This window comes from Embleya sp. L77 (assembly GCF_055557415.1).
In genome coordinates this window covers 138,825-160,876 of the sequence record NZ_CM145710.1, presented here as the reverse complement: position 1 = coordinate 160,876, position 22,052 = coordinate 138,825, and the positions used below count along the sequence as shown (strand labels likewise).

16 protein-coding genes and 4 pseudogenes are annotated in these 22,052 nt (G+C 69.5%); 9 read left to right on the top strand and 11 right to left on the bottom strand.

The features are described 5' to 3' along the window. Positions 1–17: 17 nt before the first annotated feature. Together ACZOOI_RS30515 and ACZOOI_RS30510 are read right to left on the bottom strand one after the other, a co-directional pair. Entirely contained in the window at positions 18–1,337 is a 1,320-nt protein-coding gene (locus tag ACZOOI_RS30515) for a cation:proton antiporter (RefSeq protein ID WP_465278632.1), read from the bottom strand. Between the two features lie 102 nt (positions 1,338–1,439). Next, positions 1,440–1,625 (bottom strand): hypothetical protein, encoded by a 186-nt coding sequence (locus tag ACZOOI_RS30510; protein ID WP_465282797.1) that lies wholly within the window; start codon positions 1,623–1,625, stop codon positions 1,440–1,442. Positions 1,626–2,217: 592 nt separating this feature from the next. Here ACZOOI_RS30510 and ltrA point away from each other — a divergent pair. After that, entirely contained in the window at positions 2,218–3,468 is a 1,251-nt protein-coding gene (gene ltrA / locus ACZOOI_RS30505; protein ID WP_465282796.1) for a group II intron reverse transcriptase/maturase, read from the top strand. Positions 3,469–3,566: 98 nt separating this feature from the next. Here the strand turns inward: ltrA and ACZOOI_RS30500 are convergent. The 4 genes and pseudogenes from ACZOOI_RS30500 to ACZOOI_RS30485 all read right to left on the bottom strand — a co-directional run. Next, positions 3,567–5,006 (bottom strand): annotated as a pseudogene (locus ACZOOI_RS30500) (NF041680 family putative transposase); the annotation flags it as partial. A gap of 143 nt (positions 5,007–5,149) precedes the next feature. Beyond that, complete coding sequence (locus tag ACZOOI_RS30495; RefSeq protein WP_465282795.1) at positions 5,150–5,377, bottom strand: hypothetical protein; 228 nt, start codon at positions 5,375–5,377, stop codon at positions 5,150–5,152. Beyond that, positions 5,361–6,044 (bottom strand): annotated as a pseudogene (locus ACZOOI_RS30490) (ATP-binding cassette domain-containing protein); the annotation flags it as partial. The gene ACZOOI_RS30495 and the pseudogene ACZOOI_RS30490, both read right to left, overlap by 17 nt. Before the next feature lie 1,164 nt (positions 6,045–7,208). Then, positions 7,209–7,742, bottom strand: coding sequence for a DUF2231 domain-containing protein (locus ACZOOI_RS30485; protein ID WP_465282794.1), 534 nt, complete (start codon positions 7,740–7,742; stop codon positions 7,209–7,211). Between the two features lie 854 nt (positions 7,743–8,596). Here ACZOOI_RS30485 and ACZOOI_RS30480 point away from each other — a divergent pair. Further along, complete coding sequence (locus ACZOOI_RS30480) at positions 8,597–8,821, top strand: hypothetical protein (RefSeq protein ID WP_465282793.1); 225 nt, start codon at positions 8,597–8,599, stop codon at positions 8,819–8,821. Between the two features lie 423 nt (positions 8,822–9,244). Next, positions 9,245–9,706, top strand: a complete 462-nt coding sequence (locus ACZOOI_RS30475; protein WP_465282792.1) for a hypothetical protein — start codon at positions 9,245–9,247, stop codon at positions 9,704–9,706. 449 nt (positions 9,707–10,155) lie between these two features. On the opposite strand, the gene ACZOOI_RS30470 is transcribed toward ACZOOI_RS30475, so the two are convergent. Continuing rightward, a complete protein-coding gene (locus ACZOOI_RS30470; protein WP_465282791.1) occupies positions 10,156–10,758 on the bottom strand; it encodes a hypothetical protein in 603 nt (200 codons plus the stop codon). Between the two features lie 365 nt (positions 10,759–11,123). Here ACZOOI_RS30470 and ACZOOI_RS30465 point away from each other — a divergent pair, with 365 nt between their 5' ends. The 3 genes from ACZOOI_RS30465 (at position 11,124) to uppS (ending at position 14,477) form a co-directional block, all read left to right on the top strand. Continuing rightward, entirely contained in the window at positions 11,124–11,729 is a 606-nt protein-coding gene (locus ACZOOI_RS30465; RefSeq protein ID WP_465282790.1) for an ABC transporter ATP-binding protein, read from the top strand. After that, on the top strand, positions 11,726–12,595 hold the full coding sequence (locus tag ACZOOI_RS30460; protein WP_465282789.1) for an ABC transporter permease: 870 nt from the start codon (positions 11,726–11,728) through the stop codon (positions 12,593–12,595). Before ACZOOI_RS30465 ends, ACZOOI_RS30460 begins: the two co-directional genes overlap by 4 nt. Before the next feature lie 193 nt (positions 12,596–12,788). After that, on the top strand, positions 12,789–14,477 hold the full coding sequence (gene uppS, locus ACZOOI_RS30455; RefSeq protein ID WP_465282788.1) for a polyprenyl diphosphate synthase: 1,689 nt from the start codon (positions 12,789–12,791) through the stop codon (positions 14,475–14,477). A gap of 604 nt (positions 14,478–15,081) precedes the next feature. On the opposite strand, the gene ACZOOI_RS30450 is transcribed toward uppS, so the two are convergent. Both ACZOOI_RS30450 and ACZOOI_RS30445 read right to left on the bottom strand, forming a co-directional pair. Then, complete coding sequence (locus ACZOOI_RS30450; protein ID WP_465284219.1) at positions 15,082–15,285, bottom strand: hypothetical protein; 204 nt, start codon at positions 15,283–15,285, stop codon at positions 15,082–15,084. 1,093 nt (positions 15,286–16,378) lie between these two features. Further along, positions 16,379–16,747, bottom strand: a complete 369-nt coding sequence (locus ACZOOI_RS30445) for a hypothetical protein (protein WP_465282787.1) — start codon at positions 16,745–16,747, stop codon at positions 16,379–16,381. Positions 16,748–17,079: 332 nt separating this feature from the next. On the opposite strand from ACZOOI_RS30445, the pseudogene ACZOOI_RS30440 reads away from it, so the two are divergent. Beyond that, a pseudogene (locus tag ACZOOI_RS30440) lies at positions 17,080–17,519 on the top strand (serine hydrolase); the annotation flags it as partial. Between the two features lie 71 nt (positions 17,520–17,590). Here the strand turns inward: ACZOOI_RS30440 and ACZOOI_RS30435 are convergent. Further along, positions 17,591–19,246 carry an MFS transporter gene (locus ACZOOI_RS30435; protein WP_465282786.1) on the bottom strand — a complete coding sequence of 552 codons (1,656 nt, stop codon included), beginning with the start codon at positions 19,244–19,246 and terminating at the stop codon, positions 17,591–17,593. Between the two features lie 210 nt (positions 19,247–19,456). Between ACZOOI_RS30435 and ACZOOI_RS30430 the strand changes: the two are divergent. Further along, a pseudogene (locus tag ACZOOI_RS30430) lies at positions 19,457–19,681 on the top strand (SDR family NAD(P)-dependent oxidoreductase); the annotation flags it as partial. A 331-nt stretch (positions 19,682–20,012) separates the two neighbouring features. After that, positions 20,013–20,147 (top strand): hypothetical protein, encoded by a 135-nt coding sequence (locus tag ACZOOI_RS30425; protein WP_465284218.1) that lies wholly within the window; start codon positions 20,013–20,015, stop codon positions 20,145–20,147. 227 nt (positions 20,148–20,374) lie between these two features. On the opposite strand, the gene ACZOOI_RS30420 is transcribed toward ACZOOI_RS30425, so the two are convergent. Next, a complete protein-coding gene (locus tag ACZOOI_RS30420; protein ID WP_465282785.1) occupies positions 20,375–21,802 on the bottom strand; it encodes an ABC transporter substrate-binding protein in 1,428 nt (475 codons plus the stop codon). Between the last annotated feature and the right edge of the window lie 250 nt (positions 21,803–22,052).

Sequence of the window (22,052 nt, the reverse complement as noted above, 5' to 3'; positions counted from 1 at the left end):
ACCGCTGCCGGGTCCGCCTACTCGGCGGGTTCGCCGGCTTCATGGGAGCGGGCACGTGGAGCGGTGGGGGCGGAACCGGCCGGGGTGGGCGCGAACGGGACGTCCGTATCGGTCGGCGTCCGGTTGTCGAACCAGGTCATGACCGGAGAGGCGGTGATCCCGTGGGTGACGACGGAGATGACCACGACCAGGCCGGTCGTGGCCCAGATCAGGTCGGCCCGGGCGAACTCCGCTTCGGCAAGCGCGTACGACACGTAGTAGAACGAGCCGATGCCCCGGATGCCGAAGAACGCGATCACGCCCCGCTCGGGTCGAGCCAGCGAGGATCCCACGAGGGCGACCAGGCAGGTCGCCGGGCGGACGACGAACACCACGGCTGTCGCGAGGGCCACCGCCTGCCACGTCAGCGGCCCGAGCAGGCCGCCGACGATCGCGCCGCCGAACAGCAGCAGGATGCCGACGGTGAGCAGGCGTTCGATCTGCTCGATGAAATCGTGCAGGACGGTGTGGTAGCCGCTCGCCCGCTCGGAGGCCCGGATCGTGCACGCGCACACGAACACCGCGACGAAGCCGTAGCCGCCCGCGACCTCGGTGACGCCGTAGGACAGGAACGTCGCGGCAAGCGCCACGAAGCCCTCCGCGTGCTCGGCCAGCCGCAGTGACCGGGCGCGCGGACGAAAGCTCAGGCGGCCGATGAGCCAACCCGTACCCAGGCCGAAGACGAGCCCGGCCGTGAGCTTGTACGCCACGTCGACGGCCAGCCAGTGGCCTGTCCAGGCGCCCGGGGCCGCCCCCATCGTCGCCATGGCGACAGCCGCATACACGAACGGGAAGGCGAGACCGTCGTTGAGCCCTGCCTCGGAAGTGAGCGTGAAACGCACCTCGTCCTCCGAGTCCTCCTCCTCACTGGGCTCGCCCACCTGGACGTCCGAGGCCAGCACGGGGTCGGTTGGCGCGAGCGCGGCGCCGATCAGCAGGGCCCCGGCCGGGGCGAGGCCCAACGCCCACCAGCCCAGCAGCGCGATGGACAGGATCCCCAACGGCATGGCGATCAGCAGCAGACGCCCCGTCGACGACCAACGATCCCGGCCGAACGGTCGATCGAGCTTGAGGCCCGCACCCATCAGAGCCACCATCACGCCGAGTTCGGTGATGCGCGCGCTCAGGGCCGGATCCGCCAAGGGATCCGGATCCGGCAGCGGCGAAGGCACCGCGAACACGAGCATCCCGAGCAGGAGAAACGCGATCGGCACGGACAGCGGGCGCCGCGCCACGAGCCGGGGCATCACCCCGGCCAGGAGTGCTCCGATGCCGATGACCGCATACGACAAATCCATGGGATCCATCGCCCGCGCCTACCCGAAACCCGAACGCACGCACGTACGGCTCCACTTTCGTGTTCGTCGGATCGTTCGGTACCCCGGTCGGGCCCCTACGATTCACGCCGTTCGCGCTGTGTCCGGCCGGAGGCCCGTTTCGGCGTCCGGCTCGATGCCCGGCTCGATGGGCCTGCCGTTTGCGATGGTCAACCGCGCGGTGGTGAAGGCGGCTTGCAGGCGGCGGTCGTGGGTGACGACAACGAGGGCTCCTTCGTAGTGGGTCAGCTTGTCGTTTAAGTGCGCCACGAGCGCTGAGAGTGAGGTTGATGTAGGTAGACCCACTTGATGCGGTGCTGTGCAGATGATGAAGGTTTTGTGGCCCTTCGGCGTCGCCCTTCGGGGGGAGGCGTCAAACCGCCCCGAGCTGCGTTGGCTGAAGACCGTCGTGGTGAGCGTCGGGGGAAAAGGCGTCCGTGAGGCGTCAGGTGGGGACCGGAAAGGCGAGCGCGAGCGAACCGCTGACGACGTGTCGAAACAAGCAGACGACATCAAAACCGGGGCGTTTAAATGGCGCCGGGATGAGCCTGGCGGGTGCCCGTCTATTGGCCAGGTGGTGTCCGGCATGGAGGCGGCGCGAGTCCGGTCTGCGGCTTCTGCATGGAACGTGGGAAGGCGAGTGTCGATACTGCCGGTCGGACGTCGGAGGACGTCGGTCGGCGAGAGGGAGCGTGCCGAGCGGCGGAAACCGTGAGGTGCTGAGTACCGACGCGGCACGCGCCGACGGACCGGCTCGTAGTAGCGACGAAGCTCCGGTAATCGGGGTGGAGCGAAGGGGCCGGCTCATTGATGATCTGTTCGCGCGAACAACCGGAAGTTCTCCGGGAGGAAGCGGGTGGGCATGTCAGGTCCGGCGGACAAGTCGTTCGTGATTTCGAAGCAACTGGTGTGGGAGGCATACGGGAGAGTCAAGGCCAACAAGGGTGCGGCCGGGGTGGACGGGTGCACGATCGAGGAATTCGAGAAGGATCTGCGGGACAACCTGTACAAGATCTGGAATCGAATGTCCTCGGGGACGTACTTTCCGCCTCCGGTGAAGGCGGTCGAGATTCCCAAACCCGGAGGCACGAGAGTCCTCGGGGTGCCCACTGTGGCGGACCGCATCGCTCAGACGGTGGTCGCCATGGCGCTGGAGGCCCGCACGGAGTCGATCTTCCACGAGGACTCCTACGGGTATCGGCCCGAGCGGTCGGCGTTGCAGGCGATCGAGCGATGTCGACAGCGGTGCTGGAAGAAGGACTGGGTCCTGGACCTCGACGTCCAGAAGTTCTTCGACTCCGTGGATCACGCCCTCATGGTCAAGGCCGTGGAGGCGAACACCGATCAACGCTGGGTGGTGCTCTATGTGAAGCGGTGGCTGGTCGCGCCGCTTCAACTACCCGACGGAACCCTTCAAAAGCGTGACCGGGGTACCCCGCAAGGGTCTGCGGTCTCGCCCGTGCTCGCCAACCTCTTCATGCACTACGCGTTCGATCTGTTCCTGGAACGGGAGTTCCCGACCGTGGACTTCGAACGTTATGCGGATGATGCGGTGGTGCATTGTGCGACCGAGCGTCAGGCCCGACAGGTGTGGGCTGCGCTTGCCGTGAGAATGGAGGAGGTCGGGCTGCGATTGCACCCCGACAAGACCAAGCTCGTGTATTGCAGGGACACCAGACGGCGCGGAGCTTTCGAGAGCACGTCGTTCAGGTTCCTCGGGTACACGTTCGCCCCTCGGAAAGCCCGGTATCCGGACGGCAAGGGTTTCACGTCGTTCCTGCCCGCGGTGAGTCCGGAGGCTCTCAAGGCCATGGGTCGACAGGTCCGTCAATGGCGGATTCACAGGCGCACCGGGCTTGAACTCGATGAGCTCGCCGGTTGGATCAATCCGATCGTGTCGGGCTGGATGACGTACTACGGCCGGTTCTACCGGTCGCAGTTGTATCCCTTCCTACGACGCATCAACACCTACCTGATGCGATGGGCGCGGAAGAAGTACAGACGGCTGCGGGCCTACAAACGCTTTCGTGTGTGGTGGACCGATCTCGTTAAGCGAGTACCGGGACTCTTCAAACACTGGGCGTGGGACCGCCAGTTCGTGTGGACTCGATGAGAAGAGCGGAGTGACGGGAGACTGTCACGCTCCGTTCTGTGGGAGCCCGGGGGTGAGATTCCCCCGGGCCACCCGACCCCATTCTTCGGGGTTTGGTCCCTTTGTTGTGGTGGCTGGGTCGGGTGTATGACTCGCCGTTTGACGATTCGTCCGACGTCGTGGCGGGGTGCCGGTCTGTGGTTCCTCGAGCCTGGCGGTCGCCCGGGACCAGGGGTGGAGGGTTTGGCTGCGCCGGCCGGACGTGCGGTCTTCGAGCGGAGGTTCCTGAACCCTCTGTGGACTCGGGCCGGGGTCAGCCGGTTCGGTTCGGCGGGTTTCTCCCAGGGGCGTCGCAGGTCGTCGGCGAGCGGCCGGGCGAGGAACAGCTGCGCGTAGGCGGCGATCACGATCCAGGTCCAGCGGTCGGCGGATTCGGGGTCGCGGATCCTGGGTGCGGTCCAGCCGAGGGTCTGCTTGAACAGGCGGAACGTGTGCTCGATGTCGAACCTTCGCAGGAACGACTGCCAACAGCGATCGACGTCGGCTTCGGTGGCGTCGGTCTTGGACCACCACAGCCAGACCGGCTTGGGGTCTCCGCCGGTGGGCAGGTGGTCGACTCGGAGCCGGATGATCGTTCCGGAGATCATCGGCAGGTCGCCGTCGAACCCTTCCCATGCGCTGCGTCGGGTCAGCCGTGGGTGGAGGCGGTCCCACGCGGTCGCCGTCGCGGTGCCGTAGCGGGTGGTCGTCGTGGTAGTCGCGGCCTGGGGTTCGCCCCAGGTGTCGGGTTGCCCGAAGACGAACTCGCCGCCGTGCTTGGGCGGTCGGCCACCCTGCGGGTCGTAGGCCCTCGGTGGTGTCGGCCGGCGCATGACGCGGTCCGAGCGCATCCGGCCGAGGATCTCGACCGGCAGGTCCGCAAGGAGGAAGGCGATGCGGGGGGCGTCGTAGCTGGCGTCGAGCACGACGAGCACGTCCGGGTCCGGAGGTGCGTACTGCCCGGCGGCGACCAGGCGTTCGACCACCGCGCGGACCTGAACGGCGGTGGTGGCCGCGACGTCCTCGCCCGGCCCCGGCCGGACCGCGTCCAGGACCACGGTCCACGAACTGCGGCCGGCCTCCAGTGCCGCAACGATCGAGTACGGCCGGCCGGGCACCATCTGGTGCTTGCCCTCGCCCCGGCCGAAGGTGTGGCAGAACGTCCGGTCCGGACTGGTGTCCGCGTCCGGCCGCAGCCACGGTGAGACGTCGACCGCGAGCACGATCCGCCCGTCCGCGGCCCTGGGCAGAGGCAGCCCCGCCAGGGCGTCCCTCAGCCGGTCGGTGTCGATCCGGCCGCGATTGACCGCATCGTAGAGCGCTCCGTGACCACGGCGGTGCTCCGGCGCGAGCGAGAGCCCGACCAGCGTCCTCACCGGGCCGTCCGCACACAGCACGGCATCCGCCAACTCGAACAACGCATCACTGCGGCGGGTCAGACAGGCATGGAACTCGACCCGGAAGCGGGACAGTTCCGCGAACACCTCGACCCGACCCGACCCACACGACAGACTCGTCACCACGGTCTTCGCCCCGATCCCACTGTGCCTCCTGGTCGAAGCACAGGATCCGGCGAAGGCCGCCAACATCACGTGCGACCACCGAAAGCCCGGACACACGGGTGCCGGGCTGCTATCGGCTGGACCCGGGATTCAGCAGCAAGCTAAAGGAGCCGCCAACGGCGACACACGCACGCCATGCCGCCCGCAGGACGTTCCCGCTCACCCGACGCACGCTCGACCACGACCCTGCCGTCCTCGGCCCACAGCCGGTCCCCGGCGCGCAGGAACAGCGGCCGCTCCAGCTCGAACACCGAGCACCCGGGCTCGAAGTCCACCCCGTTCAGCAGCAACATCCTCGGGGCCGTCACATGCTCACCGGTCAGAATCACTTCCCCATACTCTCGCACCGGTCGAGTGAGTTTCCCGAGCGCGCCAGCCACATCGACGATCGCGACCTGGGTTAAAAGACAAGGTCAGTGCCTGTTCGAGTTCTTTTACCAGGTCGGGGGCGAGGTGGTTGGTCGGCTCATCCAGGAGAAGCAGATCGACCTCCTCGCTGATGAGCCGGGCGGGTTCGAGCCGGCGTCGTTGGCCGACGGACAGGGTCCGCACCTCCTTGTCGAGGTCCGCGGCGTGGAACAGCCCCAGCGCGAGCAGTTCCTCGGCGTGCCGCTCGCGCGTCGAGCCCCCTCCTGCGGGCCGGCCGCGTCCGGCGGCGAAGGCTGCCTGCAGAGTGCGGCCGTCGCGCCCGGCCGAGTACGCGTCGTTCTGCCGCAGGTGACCGATCCGCGCTGGCAGCCGGACCGTGCCGGTGGTGGGCGCGAGTTCGCCGGCCAGGACCCGCAGAAGCGTGCTCTTGCCCGCTCCGTCGGGTCCCGTGACCAGCAGCGGACGACCGGGCTCGACCCGCAACGATTCGATGTGCAGCCGACCACCCACCCGAACGTCGCTCAACTCCGCGACCGGAATCACGGGTTGGACCCCGACCGCCCCGACCCCGCCGGCGGATATTCGAGCGCTGAACCGTAGGGGGATCGGTGGTGGCGGGACCGGATCGGCGCTCAGCCGTTCGAGTCGTTCGCGTGCGTTGCGGATTCTGCTCATGGCACCGTGTGCGCGAGACCTCGCCCGGAACGCGCCGGCACCACTGAAGGCTGCGGGCGCCTTGCGCGGGATGGCCGCCAAGCGCGCGGAGTTGGCCGTCACGAGGGTCGCGTTCCTGGCGACCTCCGCCCGCCATTCGGCGTGTTCGAGGGTCCAGCGGGTCCGTGCCGCCGCTTTGGCTGCCAGGAAGCCGGCGTATCCGCCGCCGTGGCGTCGGACCGTGCTCAGGGCGGGGTCGACCTCCAGGATGGTGGGGGTGATCCGGTCGAGGAACATCCGATCGTGCGTGACCACGACGACGGTGCCGCGATGGTGGCGCAGGCGCCGGCCCGACGTCGGGGTCGCCGGCCGGGACGTCGGCGGCCGGGGTCGGGACGGGAGCATTGGGACCGGCCGCCGACCTTCGCGCGACCGCACACGAGGGCAGGACGCCCGGCTGCGACGGCCGAGCGATCGGGCCGAAGGTGGTGGGATTCATGACGCGCACCGAGTACGAGGGCTCCGCCTGGGTGATGACCGAAACCGGGCGCTTCGAGGTCCGCGCCCGCCTGGCCCGCCGACCCGACGGCGCCTGGAGCCTTGCGATCCGCGGCACCGATCCCGATTTCGACCCCGAGGCCCTGGCCCGTGCCCGCACCTGCTGTGGATCGGCGACTGTGCCTGTTCCTTCGCCGTCGACACCGCCCGCGAGCACGAGGCCGACGTCACCGGCGACCACGCCCCCTTCGGCCGACGACTACGCGAACGGCGGGCGGCCGGGCGCGCCCCGGTCCGACGGGGACACCCGGCCGCCGGGGGTCGCGCGAGGCCTTCGTGCCGGCCGGGAGGAGGGTGAGGTCGACCTCGACCCGTACCGGCCGGCGGTGGGAGTGCCCTGTCCGGTCGAGTGGGGCGCCCGGCGGCGTTCACGGTCCTCGACGGACTCGGGCGCTCACCGTCGACGTGGTTCGTCACCGAGCGGTGTGTAGTCGGGGTCGGCCGCGAGTCGACTTCGTGTGCACGCTCTCCTCCTGGAGGGGCTTCATGAGGGCGCTGCCCGAGTTGAAACGCGTGGACCCGCTTCCGAGCGCATCGCGGAGTCGGGCGCCGTACGGGCGGCGCGTGGCGGCCGGATCGTCAGTGGTGACGACCGTGTTGGCGGCGGGTGGCGCCGCTGTCCGCCTGCCACTGCACTTGGTGCTGGGCGCGCGTCGCATCGGGTGCGGTGGCGCGGACGCCGACACCATGGTCCTGGACGAGGGACCAACCCAGGCTGCCGGCGGCCAGCGTGAACGCCATACCGATCGCCGACATGATCACGCCCAACGTCGCGCTGCGGGCCGGCCCGTGCCAATGCGAGGCATACACGGCCAACGTGATCGCAAACAGGGCCAGCGACACCACGTTCAACGCGCCGTGCCGCATCCCCACCCGCTTGGCCGCGGAACCCTTGGGAATACCCATCGCCAGATCGACCAGCCCGGGAATCGCCGCGAGCACCGCGCCGGCCACACCCGCGATGTTGAGCACGATCGCGAAATCCAACCAGAACTGGGATCCCTTGGCCGCATAGACCGCGTAACCCACCAACGCGCCCGTGTATCCGGCGATCGGAAACGCCACGAGCATCGGATGCAACGGATGCCCCATGACTCTCGCCTTGCTGTACATCACAAACCTCCGCAGCTGGAAGAACGAAACCACTCGCCCTGTGCCCGGGCCGACCCGCCTCACACGGACCGTTTGCACGAATCCCACTGATTTGCACCTCGCCAGGGCCGCATCGGCCGCCTCGGACAGAAGGTGTGACGGTCATGTGGCGCGCGAGCAAGGACAGGTTGTGAAAACCGCTTCCATCGTTCCCGTGGGGACGAGACGTGGCCGGTTCCGTGCGAGCGGCGCTCGGGAGCGTCCACGTCACCGGCACGGGCCCGCCGGGCGGCCGATTCCCTCGATTCGTCGAAGCGGCTGATCAAGGTCCCGATTCCTCGACACGGTCGAGGCTGCGGTGTATCAGGCCTGGATACCACGGTGTGGTCGGTCGATCTGCTCCCGAGCGTTATGTTGACGTGGTCGCCGCGCTCCGGACGGCGTCGACGACCGTGCGCTCGGCCCGGTGGCGCGCGGCCGCTCTCGCCAGTTCGTCCGGGGGCCGGTAGGAGAAGCTCGCAGCGCGCACAACACCGTTGGGCCGACGGCGGATCGCCGTGCGGTGAGCACGTTGCGGACGCCGGGATCGACCCGGGAGCGTTGTGTGGACTCGCGTGTTCTCGGCCATGGCATCCGACCTCTCGTACCGGCGAATCGGACGACGATGTCCCCGATTCCCCGAAGCGCCCCACCCAGGCCCGCCGCCGGGACGGAGGAGTCGAGGCATCGAAGGAGGTACGCCGGGAGCGTGGGGGCGAGGCGTCGGAGACGGCGAAGGGCGATCGCGGCGGCGCACGGATCGTGTGGCCGGTGGTGTGGGCGGGTACCGGCGTGAGGCTGCGCGCCAACCGTTCCGTCGAAGAGGAGGATTGTCGATGATGAAGTCGCTGCACGACAAGGGTCTGCGTTCCGAGCACGCCTACATGGCGGGTTTCGCCTCGATCGGGTTGTCGGTGCTTTCCTGGCTGGGGTCGATGAAGGTCGAGCACCATGGTGTCGATCGCGCCGACCGGTGGGGCCTGTTCGTGGGCGAGTGGGCGCCCACCTTCTTTGCGATCGGTATCGCTCTGCGACTCGAGGAGAACCGGGACGGAGGATGATCTGAACCGGCGTCGCGGGGCGAGAACCGGCGGTCGACTGTGGCAGACGCGTCGACCACATCGCGCCGCCTCGCCTCGCGACCGCCGAACTCACCACCGGCTTCGGGCGCGGGAGAGCAACGGGTTCGCTGCAGGCGGGGATACCGGGCGGGGACGGACGGTGGTTCTCCGGTGTCTTGTAAGCGAACACACCCTCCTGCGCTTCGCGTTCGCCGGGCGGGTCTCCACCGAAGACCACCAGGACCCCGAAGCGTCACGCAACCGGCAACTCACCCGCGCCCAAGCCCGCATCACCCCGGCCGGGACGATTGTCGCCGAGTACTTCGACGCGTCCCGCACCCGGGCGCTGCCCGGCACCGCTGTCCCCGCGCCGGGGAACTCCTTCGCGAACTCGCCAACCCCGACCGGGGCTTCGGCGCGGTCGTGACCGGCGAGCCGCAACGCGTGTTCCACGGCGACCAGTTCGGGTACACGTTGCCGTTGTTCACGCACTACTGGGTTCCGCTGTGGGTGCCGGAGGTCGGCGGGCCGATCGATCCGCCCAACGAGGCCCACAACCCGATGACCCTGTTCGGCGGCATGACCAAAGGCGAACGCAACCGCATCCGCGTCCCGGTCCAAGCCGCGATGGCCGCTCAGGCGCAGAGCGAGGGTTGCTACCTCGGCGGCCGGCCGCCGCACGGGTACATGCTCATCGGCCTCGGCCCCCCACCCGCACCCGGAGAAGGCCTCGACGGCAGAGGACCCGCATCAAGGCATCCGTGGGCGCTGCGGGGCGGCTACCCGGAGGGCAGCTGGTGCGAGACGCAGCCGCTGGGCCCGCAGGGGACGTCGCCTTCGAGGGTGATGCGCTGCATCGAACGGCGCATCCCCGGCGGCACGTAGCGGCCGTCAGGCTGTCAACGCCGGGTCGGCGCAGTGCTGGATGCCGTCAAGTTCGATCACGACCCGGGCCCGGTTGGGCAGGAGCAGGAGAAGGTTCATGTGCCGATCCTGTCGAGTGTGCAGCCGTGGCGGCCGAGGACCGGGAACAGCAACTGGGGGGATACGAGGTCCACCGCTTCGGCGGCGCCGAACTCACAAAGACCCCGGCAACCGCCGCCACCGTCTCGCCGACTTCTTCGACCGGCTCCCCGCCCGCCACGCTTTACCCTTACCGCAGGTGGCGGCCATCGTCCCGGCGCGGTGGCGTGGACCGCCGCCCGGCCGGCGAAGGTGCCCGACCGGCAAGGAATGTCCGCGCCCGATACCCCCTCCGATGCGGGGGCCGACCCGGGGGCCGATCCGGATCGGACCCCCGGGCGCGCGAACCCGTTGTGTGTTCCGTCCCGCGACTACCAGCCGGCCTTGACCTTGGTGTATGCGGTGCGGCACGCCGCGTCCGGGGCCTCGGTGGAGAGTTTCGTCATGGCGCCTTGCCAGACCTTCTTGGCCACGGCTTCCAGCTTGCGGGTCTCGGCGGGGAGGTCCACCGCGTACTTCTTGACCGATCCCATCGTGGCGACGGCGAACTTGTTGCACGCCGGTGCGGCCGCGTTCTGCCAGCGGGTGTCGAGATCCTTCGCCACGACGGGGCCGTTGGCTGCCGCCCAACTGTTCCACGCCGCGCAGGCACTCTGGGTGAGTTCCGCCTGATCGGCTTCGGTCAGATTGATCACCTCGTTCAGCAGGGCGTTCCAGGGCTCGTCGGGGACGGTGTAGTACGTGGTGGGGAACTTCTCCTTGGTCTTGAAGATGGCCTCCGAACATGCCGGGGGCAGCGGGGCCGCCGGCACCTGGGCGCCCACGTTCAGCACCCGGGGGTTGGCCGCCGGCTGCCGGGAGGCTGCGGTCGGCGACTGGGCCGGTGCGGTCAGGGCCTGAGCCGAGGCGGCCAGAACCGCGGCGGAGACCACCGCGGTGATCAGAACTTTGCGCTGGATACGGTGAGCTGCCATGCCTGATGCTCCTTTGTCGGGGGCCTGGTCCGGAACGGACTGCCGCCTGATCACCGGAACGATCACAGGCCGATCAGGACACGGGTACTTCACCCGGGACGTGGATGCGTGACCCGAGCCCCCGGGCCCGCCGGCTGCATGGTGCCCATGCGGCGGGCTCCACAGGCAGGGGGCCTCCGCCGAAAGGCGTCGTCGGATGCCTTCGGGGCGCGCCCGGCAGTCGACCATCCGGGCCATCGGGCGCCCTCTCGGCAGGCCCCGGCCGTCGTCCGCCACGCCATGGTCACGGGAAACGTGTCGTTCCCGCCCCGTGGTCGTTGTGGAGTCGACACGGGGCCGGTTCCGGCGTGTGGGGAGGAGCGGGCATGAAGGTCCAGGGTGTGCACCATGCCTACGGTCGGCGTACGGTCCTGCGTGGTGTCGACCTGCGGCTTCGGGCCGGGACGCTGTGTGGCATCGTCGGGGAGAACGGCGCCGGCAAATCAACGCTGCTGAAGATCCTTTCCGGCGAGCTACGGCCCACGCGCGGCACGGTCGGTCATGGTGGCCGGTTCGGTTACTGCCCGCAGCACGTGGTCCTCAACGACGCGCTGACCGTCCGGCAGCACCTGAGGTTCTTCCAGAGGGCCTACCGTCTGACCGATCTGCGGTATGCCGAACAGGTCATGGACGTGCTGGGATTCGCCGGTTTCGCCGACGAGCGGGCAGGGATCCTCAGCGGCGGGACGCGGCAGAAGCTGAACGTGACGCTGGCGCTGATACACGATCCACAGGTGCTGTTGCTGGACGAGCCGTATCAGGGATTCGACTGGGACACCTACCAGCGATTCTGGGATCTCGCCGTGCGGCTGCGTGACGCGGGACGCTCCGTCCTGGTCGTCTCCCACCTGGCGTATGACACCGAGCGCCTGGACGAACTGTGGCGTCTGGACGGCGGGGTACTCCGCGCGGACCAGGCGGTGACGGCGTGAGGTTCCACCTGACCCGGTTCACACTCGCCACAGGGTTCGCGCTGACCGAGCACAGCCGCAACCGGTTCGCCATGGCCCTCGTGACCCTGTTCGTCCCCTTGTGGACGACCCTTGCCTATCTGGCGATGCCCGACACCCCGGCACCCATGCGGCTGCGCGCCACCGGGGAAACGCTGGCGCCCCACGGCAACGAACTGACCGAGATCAGCGGCGCACTCAACGCGGTCACCCTGATCACCGGCTTCATGATGTTCGCCGCCACCTTCTCCAGCAACTGCTTCGACCGCCGCCTGGCAATGGCCGGCTACCCCCGCACCCACCTCGTCCTGGCCAAGGTCACCGCACTGGCGCTCATCTCGGCGACGGTCGCCACCTACGCCACTGCGGTCACGTGCTTGGCCTGGACACCCCGGCAGCCTCTACTGCTCGCGGCCTCGCTGTTCACCGCCGGTCTCACCTACGGCGCCCTCGGCGTCGGCTTCGGCTCGGTGCTGCGACGAGAGGTCGAAGGCATGTTCGCGATCGTGATGACCAGCATCATCGACCTCGCGCTGCAGAACCCGATCACGAGCTCCGGGGCAGACAACCCGGTCGTGCGCTACCTGCCCTCCTACGGGGCCATGCAGGCCGGTACGGCGGCGGGATTCTCCACCAACGCGATACCGCGCCATCTGGCCATCCAGCTCACCTGGTTCGCGGCAGCGGCCCTGATCGCCCTGATGGGCTTTCGCCGCAGCACCCGCAGCACCCTGCCCGTCGACGCACAGCCCCCCGAGCCCGAATCCGCGAACAGCGGCTTGTCCCTTTCCTCGCCGCGCCGAGCTGCCGCACCATCGGCCACGGCATCCGACACGGAAGCACACTGAGGTCCTGGTTCTCGAGATGCGCACGAACCCGCAGCCCACCTCCGCACCCCTCCGCACGGCGATGTACGCCGATAACGGTCGAGCCACCCCCCATCCACCGAAGGGTGAGGACCCCGCCCTGCGGGCGGCGTACCGGCTGTGCCGCCGCGTCACGCGACAGCACGATCCCGGGATCCACGCCCTCGTCCAGCTGATGCCGGCCATCCTGCGCCCGGCGTGCTGGGCCCTGTGGGCGGCTGCCGGCGTCCTTGACGACCTGGCGGACGAACGCGGCGCGGGGCCGGCCGAGCGCGCGGCGCGCGTCGAAGCGTGGACCATGGCACTGAAGCACGATCTGGGAGTGGGCACGAGTGCCGATCCGATCCGGTACGCCTTGGTGGACACGGCGGGGCGGTGGCGTCTGGACCTGACCGGCCTGCAGGGCGCGATGGCGAGGACGCGGGACGACGCCCACGGTCTGCGCTTTCCCGACTGGGCCGCGTGGCGGGCCTGGTGCAACGAAGAGATCGTGCCCTGGGTCGACCAGGTCCGGCACCTGTGCGAGCAGGCCGGTGCGCCGATGACGCTACGACTGGACCGGCAGGCCGACTACGAGCGCTTCATCGACGGCGCCCAACTCACCGACGTCCTCACCGACCTGAGTACCGATCTCGCCGAGGGCCACCTGCTCCTGCCGCAGGAGGCGCTGGAGCCCTTCCCCGGCGCAGAGGCGGATCTGGTCGAGGGACGCTGGAGTCCGGCCGTGGCGGCCTTGATCGCCGAGCTGACGGCCCTGGCGCGCCGGCGGGTGACCAGGCCCGCCATGACGAGGGGAATGCACCCGGGCACCGCCGTTGTACTCGACACGGCGGCCGGCCTGATGCGCCTCCAACTCGACGCCATCGAAGCGGCCGGCCCCACCCTGCTGACACGCCCCCCGCGCCCCTCCATCCGGGCCCGCACCCGCGTGCTGGTACCCGCCCGACTTCGCGCGGCCCTGGCCTGGAGCCTGACCCCCCTGACCGTGCCGGGCCCTCGGCCTCCCGCGGTGGACGCGAGCGATCCGGCCCCGGCAGCCGACGGCACCGGGCTCCTACCTCCGCCACCGCACCCCGACGGCATCCGGCCCCCGCAGATCGCCACCGACCGGATGCCCTGCCACGTGGCGGTCATCATGGACGGCAACGGCCGCTGGGCCCGGCAGCGCGGTCTGCCCCGCCACGAAGGCCACCGCGCCGGCACCGCCGCCGCGCGCGAAATGGTCTACGGCGCCCTGGAGATCGGCCTGCGCCACCTGACCCTCTACACGTTCTCCACCGAGAACTGGAAACGCGACACGGAAGAAATCACCACGATCCTGGAGACAGTCCAACGTGAACTCGACGAGGGTCCCCTCCGTGACCTGGACGTACGCCAGCGCTGGTCCGGCCGTCCCGACAAACTGCCCCAGGACCTCGTCCATGCCCTCAGACGTGAAGAGCACCGTACCCGCAACCGAACCGGACTCACCCTTACCGTCTGCATCAACTACGGCGGCCGCGACGAGATCACCCGGACCGCCGCAGCACTGGCCCAGGCAGTCCGAGCAGGCGTGGTGAACCCCGACCTCCTCGGCGAGGACGACTTCGCCCGCTATCTGCCCCACCCCGACATGCCGGACGTGGACCTGCTGTGGCGTACCGGCAACGAACAGCGCACCTCGAACTTCCTGCCGTGGCACGCCGCCTACGCGGAGCTGTGCTTCACCCCCGGCTACTGGCCCGACATGGACCGACGTGACCTGTGGCAGGCCATCACCGAGTACAGCCGGCGCCAACGCCGCCACGGTGCCGCCCCAGCCACCCTCGCCTCTTCCGAGAACCACCGATCGTCCCCTCAAGCCCAACGCGAACCCCGTCACTGACGCGTTCCAGCTCGGAGGCCCCGTTGATCCGATCAGAATCAGCGGTTGGTGTGTCCTTGCCGGCTCGCGCCAGGACGTGGTGCCCTCGCCGGTGAGCGGGATCCACTCAACCGGCCGGGTCTTCACCCGGCCGGCTTGGGACACCGAAGCCTCGATCTGGAAGACGCACTGTGGGGAGAGGCGAGTAACGGCTCCGGCGTTCCTTAGGTCGTCGCCCCTTTGAGCCCCCGTCAAGCCGAGTCCACCGGCAACGCTGCCACGAACATCGCCGCCGTCGGGCGGCGTACCGGGAACACGCTCACCATGAAGGCGTGACCGCGTGATTGCGGGCCCGCTGTTTCCGGTGGAGAGCTTCGACTTTCATCCCCTTGGCTGTGCGCCGCAACAGTTACCTATTTACCCGGTAACACATGCTTTCTCAGTACCTGCTGCTGCACTCATGACATGGCTGAGCACAGGTGTCCGAGACATCCCGGCTGCCCCCAATCAACGCGTTCGTCTACCTCTCCCGGGGCGGTGCCGCGCTCCCGCTCGGGGCAGACATGTCAGCCACCTTGCCTGCCTCGCCCTCGCCTTCGCCGCGTGACCGCATACACCGGTCGGTTCACTGTCCGGATTCCGGCCGCCGACCCGCGTTACGTCGCCATCGTGATCTGCTCATCCCCGCGGCTTCGGCGATCGCCTTCTGAGACGCCCCGCTCGCGCTGAGTTCCAGGGCCAGGCTTACCAGTTCCTCGCGATCGGCGGCGTTGCTCAGGGCGGCGATCTCGTCGGTGGTGAGGGGACGTCGGATGGGGCGGCCTCGCATGCGCGAGCATGCCTCCCCGTGGCAGGTACGGCGGCGTCGCTCGGCGGATGTGGTGGGCCTCCAAGTGCGTCCGCATCGCGTGCACACGCTCCCGCGCCTGCGGGCCGGCCACCGCCACGCCCGACGATTTTCGATCGACGAATCGACCGACATGGCTGGCCGCGTTGCCGCGCAGGGCCTCGATGGTGCGGGCGTCGACGGCGGCCTGTGGATTGCGGGCCGCCTCCAGGCGCGCCCACGCCGCCCGGTCGCGTTCCATGCGGTGCAGGGCGGCATCGCGCTGTCTGTGGCGGACCGCCGTCGACACCAGGGGTTCGGTGCGGGGCAGTCCGTGTGCCGCGCGGTATTCCTCGGCCGTCAGCCCGTGCACGCGGATGTGGGTGCCGAGGCCGGCGGCTCGAACGCCGCATTCGTGGCACAGAAGCCTCTCGCCGTCGTCGTCGAGCACGCCGTAGAGGCCGTGGCCGTCGGGTCGGCCCACCCTGGCGGCGCCGCAGCGGGCACAGGCGGTGAGGGGAGGTGGCGGGACCGTGGCACCCGCGACAGGTCGTCGAAGCGGTGGATGGAGCGTGGGTCATGTGAGGCCCTGTCGAATGTGTGGGTGCGTGCGACGCCCCGTGCGTGACCGTTGCGTCGATTCCTTCGCGGCCTGTCGCCGGCATGGCTTCGAAACCCGGTGCGGGGGAGGTGGTCTGCGTGGGTGGACGTCCTGTGCCGGTGTCCGGCCGGTGAGGTCGTGCGTATCGCGCCGCTCAACAGACTTCGGACGCTCGGGTGTTATGGCCGGCGGCGCCCCCTGTCCCACGGGATACTGGCTGCATGGAGGGCTCCTACGTTCTGTCGGCGTGCGCGGCCGCCAGGGACGCGATCCCCGCCGCCGCGTCGGGGTTCACCGGGTTCGGGGTCGCGGCGCAGGGCGGTGCAGGGCGTCTTTGCGCCGTGCGTTTCGGTGCTGTCGAGTTCACTGCCGCGGGTGGCCGAGTCGGAGGAGCGTGTCGGGGGAGACGGACTCGGCCTGCGAAGGCCGACCGTCCCGCCCGAGGCCCGGGATGTGGCGGCGCACGTCGAAGGGCGTCCGCGCCGGGTGGGGTGTTCACGAGTTGGCGGACGTTCGGTCGTCGGCGACGGTTCGTGTGGTGGGGATCGTGCCCGGGCCGGAGGCCCCGGCGGGGTGTGCGCCGTACTGTTCGGACTGAAGCGTGAACATGTCCGCGTAGATGGCGTTCGCGGCCATGAGTTCGTGGTGGGTGCCGTGTTCGGCGATGCGGCCTTTGTCGAGGACGTAGATGTGGTCGGCGTGTTGGACCGAGGCGAGGCGGTGGGTGATCAGGACGACGATGGTGCCGTCGGCGACGAGTTCGCGGATGCGCGCGAACGTGTCGATCTCCTTGCGGGCGTCCAGCGCCGAGGTGGGTTCGTCCGCGATCACCACGGGCGCGCGCCGGTAGCGTTCGCGGGCCACTTCGCCTCGGGGGCCACGCGCTTCGTAGGGGCGCGGGCCGGGTCTTTCTTCCCCGAGGACCCGGCCTGCGCCCGAGGGGTCTCCTGCCCGGGGACGAGGGGTTCATGGCTCGCCCGTTCCGGTGAATCCCGGTCGGGCCGTACGAGAACCACAGTCGGCCGGCCCGGGTGACCGGGCATGTCCGCCTCGCGCCGGGAACAGACCGGTGAAGTCCTCGCCCCGGAACGTCACCCCCGGTTCGTGGATCGTGGCCCGGTACGGGGACAAGCGGATTTCCCGGAGTGGGAACCGCCGGATTGTCGCTGAGGGTTCTGCGTACGTCGAGCCCGAAGCGACCTCCGGCGTTCCACTCCAGTGGCGGCGGACTCGACTCGACCGTCGACGACCACCACGCCTACTTCCGGATGCTACTCAACCACGGAATGCACGGCACCGAGCGGATCCTGTCCCGGCCGTCGCGTTGATGACCACCAACCGTCTCACGCCCGAGCAGACAGCCCGCCTTTCAGGCATGGGCGCCCAGCGTCGTCCATCTGTCACACGGTCAGGGGCAGACCGGCGGCTGGGGTTTCGGGATGACGGCGCGCACCTACCGAGGTGACTACGCGCCCATCGGCAAGGTTGGGACGGCGGAGCCGGCACCACGACCTACGCCGACCTGCACAACCAGCTTGGCGGCATCCTGCTCACCCAGACCGGGATGTCCGCTCCGGACTCGGCGTGGGCCATGCAGGATTTCTGGACCACGCTCTACCAGGCAATCGACGACTGAACTGTAAGTCGAACGCGCCGCGGTCGGCAGCCGGATGTCCCGACGATCCCCGGTCGGTACGCCACTCCAGGTCAGCCCGAGGCGGCCGAGACCCGCTCGTCCATTGCGGAGGGAGCATCGGGCGCCCTGCCGCCTGTTGCCGGCGTACGGCCGGACTTCAGCAGCACGGCGATCACGGCGCCCAGACCACCGGCCGCGGCGACGACCCACAGCGCCGTCGTCCAGCCGGTGTCGGTGTAAACCTGTGGGATGTCGGTGGTCACGGTGCCCTGGCCGGTCGGGCCGGGGGAGACCATCCGGAAGGTGTGCGCGGACAGGACGGCGGTGATGACCGCGGTTCCCACCGCGGCCCCGAACGATTGCGCGACCGCCAACATCCCGGCCCCGATGGCGGATTCGCGCTCGGGGACCGCCTCGACGATGAGGTTGTTGGCGGCGGAGTAGTAGAACCCGAAGCCCACGCCGTAGACGGTGTAGAGGACGAGCACGGTCACCCAGTTCCCGTGCCACAGTGCCAGCAGTGCGGAGGCGACCGTCATTACGGCCATTCCCGCGATGAGCGGGCTGCGCAATCCCGAGGCGCGGCCCCACATCCCCGCGGCCGGCCCCGCTGCCATGCTGGTGGCCGACATGCCGATGGTGATGTGCGCCGCGAACGCCAGGAGGCTGAAGCCGAACGCGTAGCCGAGGTCTCCCTCGAAGGTGATGACCCGGCGCATGACCTCCACCGGCTGTCCGGCGGTCGCCGCTGCACCCGCCAGGATCTGGTCCTTGATCGCCGCGGCGTCGGTCTGCGCCATGTACGGGATGATGTAGCCGATTCCGCCGATCACCACGTTGGCCAGGAACCCGACGGCCAGCACCATCGAGACCTTGGACGAACGCAGCAGGCGCGGACTCATCATCGGCGAGGGGGTTTTGGTCTCCCACACCGCGAACAGGGCGAGAACGGCCAGACCGGCGGCGAGGTATCCCCAGGCGCTCGGCCGACTCCAGCCCCACGTCTGGCCGTTGCTGATGTAGACGAGGGCGAGTGCGACGCCGCCGCCGAGGAGAAGCGCTCCGAGCCAGTCCAGTTTCTCGTGTACCCGAACGCTGCTCTCCGGGACGAGCAGCAGCATGAGCGGGATGATGACGGCTCCGTACACGACCAGGAACCAGAACAGCGAACGCCAGCTGTACTGGTCGGTGAGGGCGCCGCCGACGAACGGGCTGAGGATGCCGGAGAACCCGAAGCCGGCCGCCAGGGCGCCGATGGCGACCGGGACGTAACGGCGGGGCAACAGGTCGCGGAGCAGTCCGACGGCGATCGCGGTCATCGCGAAGGCGGTTGCCTGCAGCGCTCGGCCGACCAGGAACAGGGTCCACGATTCCGTCACGGCGCACAGGACGGATCCGACGAGGAAGCTGACGCTGCACATCAGCATGACGCGGCGCTTGCCGTACAGGTCGGCGAGTTTGCTGACGATGGGGGTGGTCGCGCCGCCGACCAGGGCGATGATGATGACCATCCAGCTGAGGTTGCTGCCCACCTCCGGCCAGGAGGCGCCGACCTTCTGCACGGCGGGCAGGACCATCGCGTATTGGAGGGGGACGACTTCGGCGAACAGGATGACGATCGCGGCGACGGTGACGATGCGCCACTTGGAAGCGCCGTCGAGACGATCGGCGCCCGCCCCGGGTGGGGTGTCTTCCGGCGACTGGGTGGTGTCGGCGGTGTCGGCCATGGGCCCTCTTCTCGGCATTGCGTGACGGCCGCCGACCGGTGTGGTCGTCGAGCGTCGCACGTATTGGGTGAGCCGTCGGCCCGGAACTCGGGCCGGAAGCGATCGGAGCGGCGCAGGCGCCGCTTCCGGGAGAGGAACGGGCGCAGAAATTAACATAGGTGATACGCGAAATGAAGACCCTTGCTCTGCGAGGCCCCCCAAGGTGCCCTTGTGCTGCCGTGGGTGTGGCCCCGTCGCCGTGCCGCGTACGTCCGCCATGACGTCAGAGCCGACAAGCCGGAACACGGTCGTCGAAAGGCCGTCGACCGATTCGGCGGCGTGGACGTGCTCGTCGACAACGCCGCCGCCCTGCGCATCGTGGCCGTCGAGGACGAGACCGCGGACGCGTTCCGTCGCGCCTTCGACGTCAACCTGGTGGGTGCCTTTCCCGCGTCCCGGGGTGCCATCTGCATCACCGACGCGGACTGCCCCGGCGACGTTGGTTTCACCGGTCCGGGAGCGGCGCCGCCGCCCGAGGCGCCGGTGACTGACTCGGGGCGGTGCCGTCGCCGAACCCTGGGCCCGGCGCAGGCAGTGGGGCCCGGCCGGCGAGGCGACGGAGGCGCCCCGCCGACCGGACGTTCGGGAAACCGCCCCGTATGCGGGCCGGGTCGGGCGGTGCCGGCGGACGGCGCGGAGTGGATGTCCGCCGCTGGATGCGCCGCGTGCGGGGTGTGCGGACCAGCGGTCGACGAAGCGACCCGTGGTGTCGGCGCGTCCGGTGGTTGTGAGCCGCGCGGCAACGGTGGGCGGCGGGTTTCCGAACGCCGACCCGGCGATCGCGGCGGACGAGGTCCGGGCCCTGTTCGAGGAGGCGACCGACGAGGAGCCGTCGCCCGGTACGGCGGGACGGTGTGGCTGACCACGGCCGTCCTCGCAGGCTGCTCGGCGTGAGCCGGTTCGCTCCGCTCGGGCGGCGGCGCGACCCCCGAGGGGTCGCGGGACGGTGCCCGTCAGCCCGCGAATTTCGTCAATGACAGCGGGGGCGGCTTCGCACGTGCGCGCGGACCCTTGGTGGGCCGGAGGCATATCGCTGCGTATGGCGTGTCCAAGGCTCCCTACCGGCGGACACGTTCGCAGACCGGGAGGTCAGCGTCGCATGCCTATGCGATCGAAGAGGACGAGGCCGTCGCCGTAGGGCTGGACACCGGTCACGGAGGGTGTGAAGACGACGGTGTTGGCGGCCTCTTGGTAGACCCAGAAGGGGAGGTCTTCGTTGAGCCGGATCTGGACGCGGGTGTAGGCGTCGCGGCGGGCGGCGGGGTCGGTCGTCAGCCGGCCCGTGTTCATCGCTTCTGTGACCGCGGCGTTGGAGTATCCGCTGATGTTGGTGAGGCTGCCGAATCGCAGGAAGTCGTACAACACCGGTTCGGGGTCGCTCATCCACATGCCGGTCACGGCCATGTCGAAGTCTCCGGAGACACTGCGGCGGATGAGGGTGGCGGTGTCGATCTCGTCGATCTGCATGTGGACGTCGGGGAAGCGCTGGACCTGCTGCTGGATATAGGCGGCCTGGGAGTTGGGGTCCCGGCCGCCGCCCACCACGACGAAGGAGAAGCGGAAAGGTCGGGTCCCGCCGGCGGTGAGCTTGGCGAATCCCGCGCGGGCGGCTTCGGGGTCGTCGTCGCGCGCCGCGAGCTGGCCGTTGGCGACCTGTGAGGTGGTGTCGAAGATCCCGCGGGCGGAGGTGCCGAGGCCCTGGAAGAAGCGGCGGTTGATCTCGTCCACGCTGAGGCTGTCCACGACGGCCCTACGGGCGGCCACATCGTTGAACGGCGGCCTGCGGGTGTTGAAGACGAGCATGAGGCCGCCGCTGAGCTGTAGGGGAAGGACGCCGAGCTTCCTGTCGGTCGCCTCCTTCGCCTGCACCGGGTCGCTGAGGGTGGTCAGGTCGAAGTCCTTGGCGGCCATCGCGCCGACCGGGGTCTTCTCTGCCGAGGTGACGCGGACGTCGATTTGATCGAGGTAGGGGCGGCCGGGCTGCCAGTAGTGGGGATTCCGGCGCAGCGTCAACCGTTGTCCGGGAACGCGTCCGGCGAGGACGAAAGGCCCCGCGCCGACGGGGTTGGTGCGCAGGGACACCAGGTCCGTCAGGGCGCCCGGGGAGGCGATGTAGGCCAGGTTGTTCGCGACGGCACGGTCGAAGTGCGCGTTGGGACCGGGCAGTTCGACGGTGAGGCGAAGAGGACCGGCGACGGCGAATCTGAGGCCGGTGGCGGCGATCGCGCCGGCGGACCCGTTGGCGGGATCCGCGTGAACCTGCCAGTTCGCCTTGACCGCAGCGGCATCGAACGGCCGGCCGTCGGAAAAGACCACACCGGGGCGGATGACGAGGGTCCAGGTGCGTGCATCGGGGGAGGGGGTGAGGGACTCGGCGATGTGCGGCCGGATGGTGCCGGTGGCGGGGTCCGCCCACACCAGGGGGTCGTAGATCGCGGCGAGCAGGTGTCCGTAGGCGACCGCGTAGGCGGGAGTGGTGAACGGATCCAGCGCCGGCGGGTCCGCAGGCACCGCCACACGCAGCACCCCGCCCTTTCCGGGTGTGGACCGCGCGTCGGGGCTTGGCTGCCCTGGTGACCCGCAGGCGGTTGCCACCAGAACGGTCGCCGCAACCACTGCGAAAGCGCGCCGACGACCGCGCAGGAAGTGAGGGAGACGACCAGGGGGGAAGCGGAGCACGATGCCTGCCAAGGAGTTGGGGGCTGCAACGTCGGCAGTCCGCGAACGAATGACGGATGTGGCGCGCGGGATGCGGCATTCCCCTCGC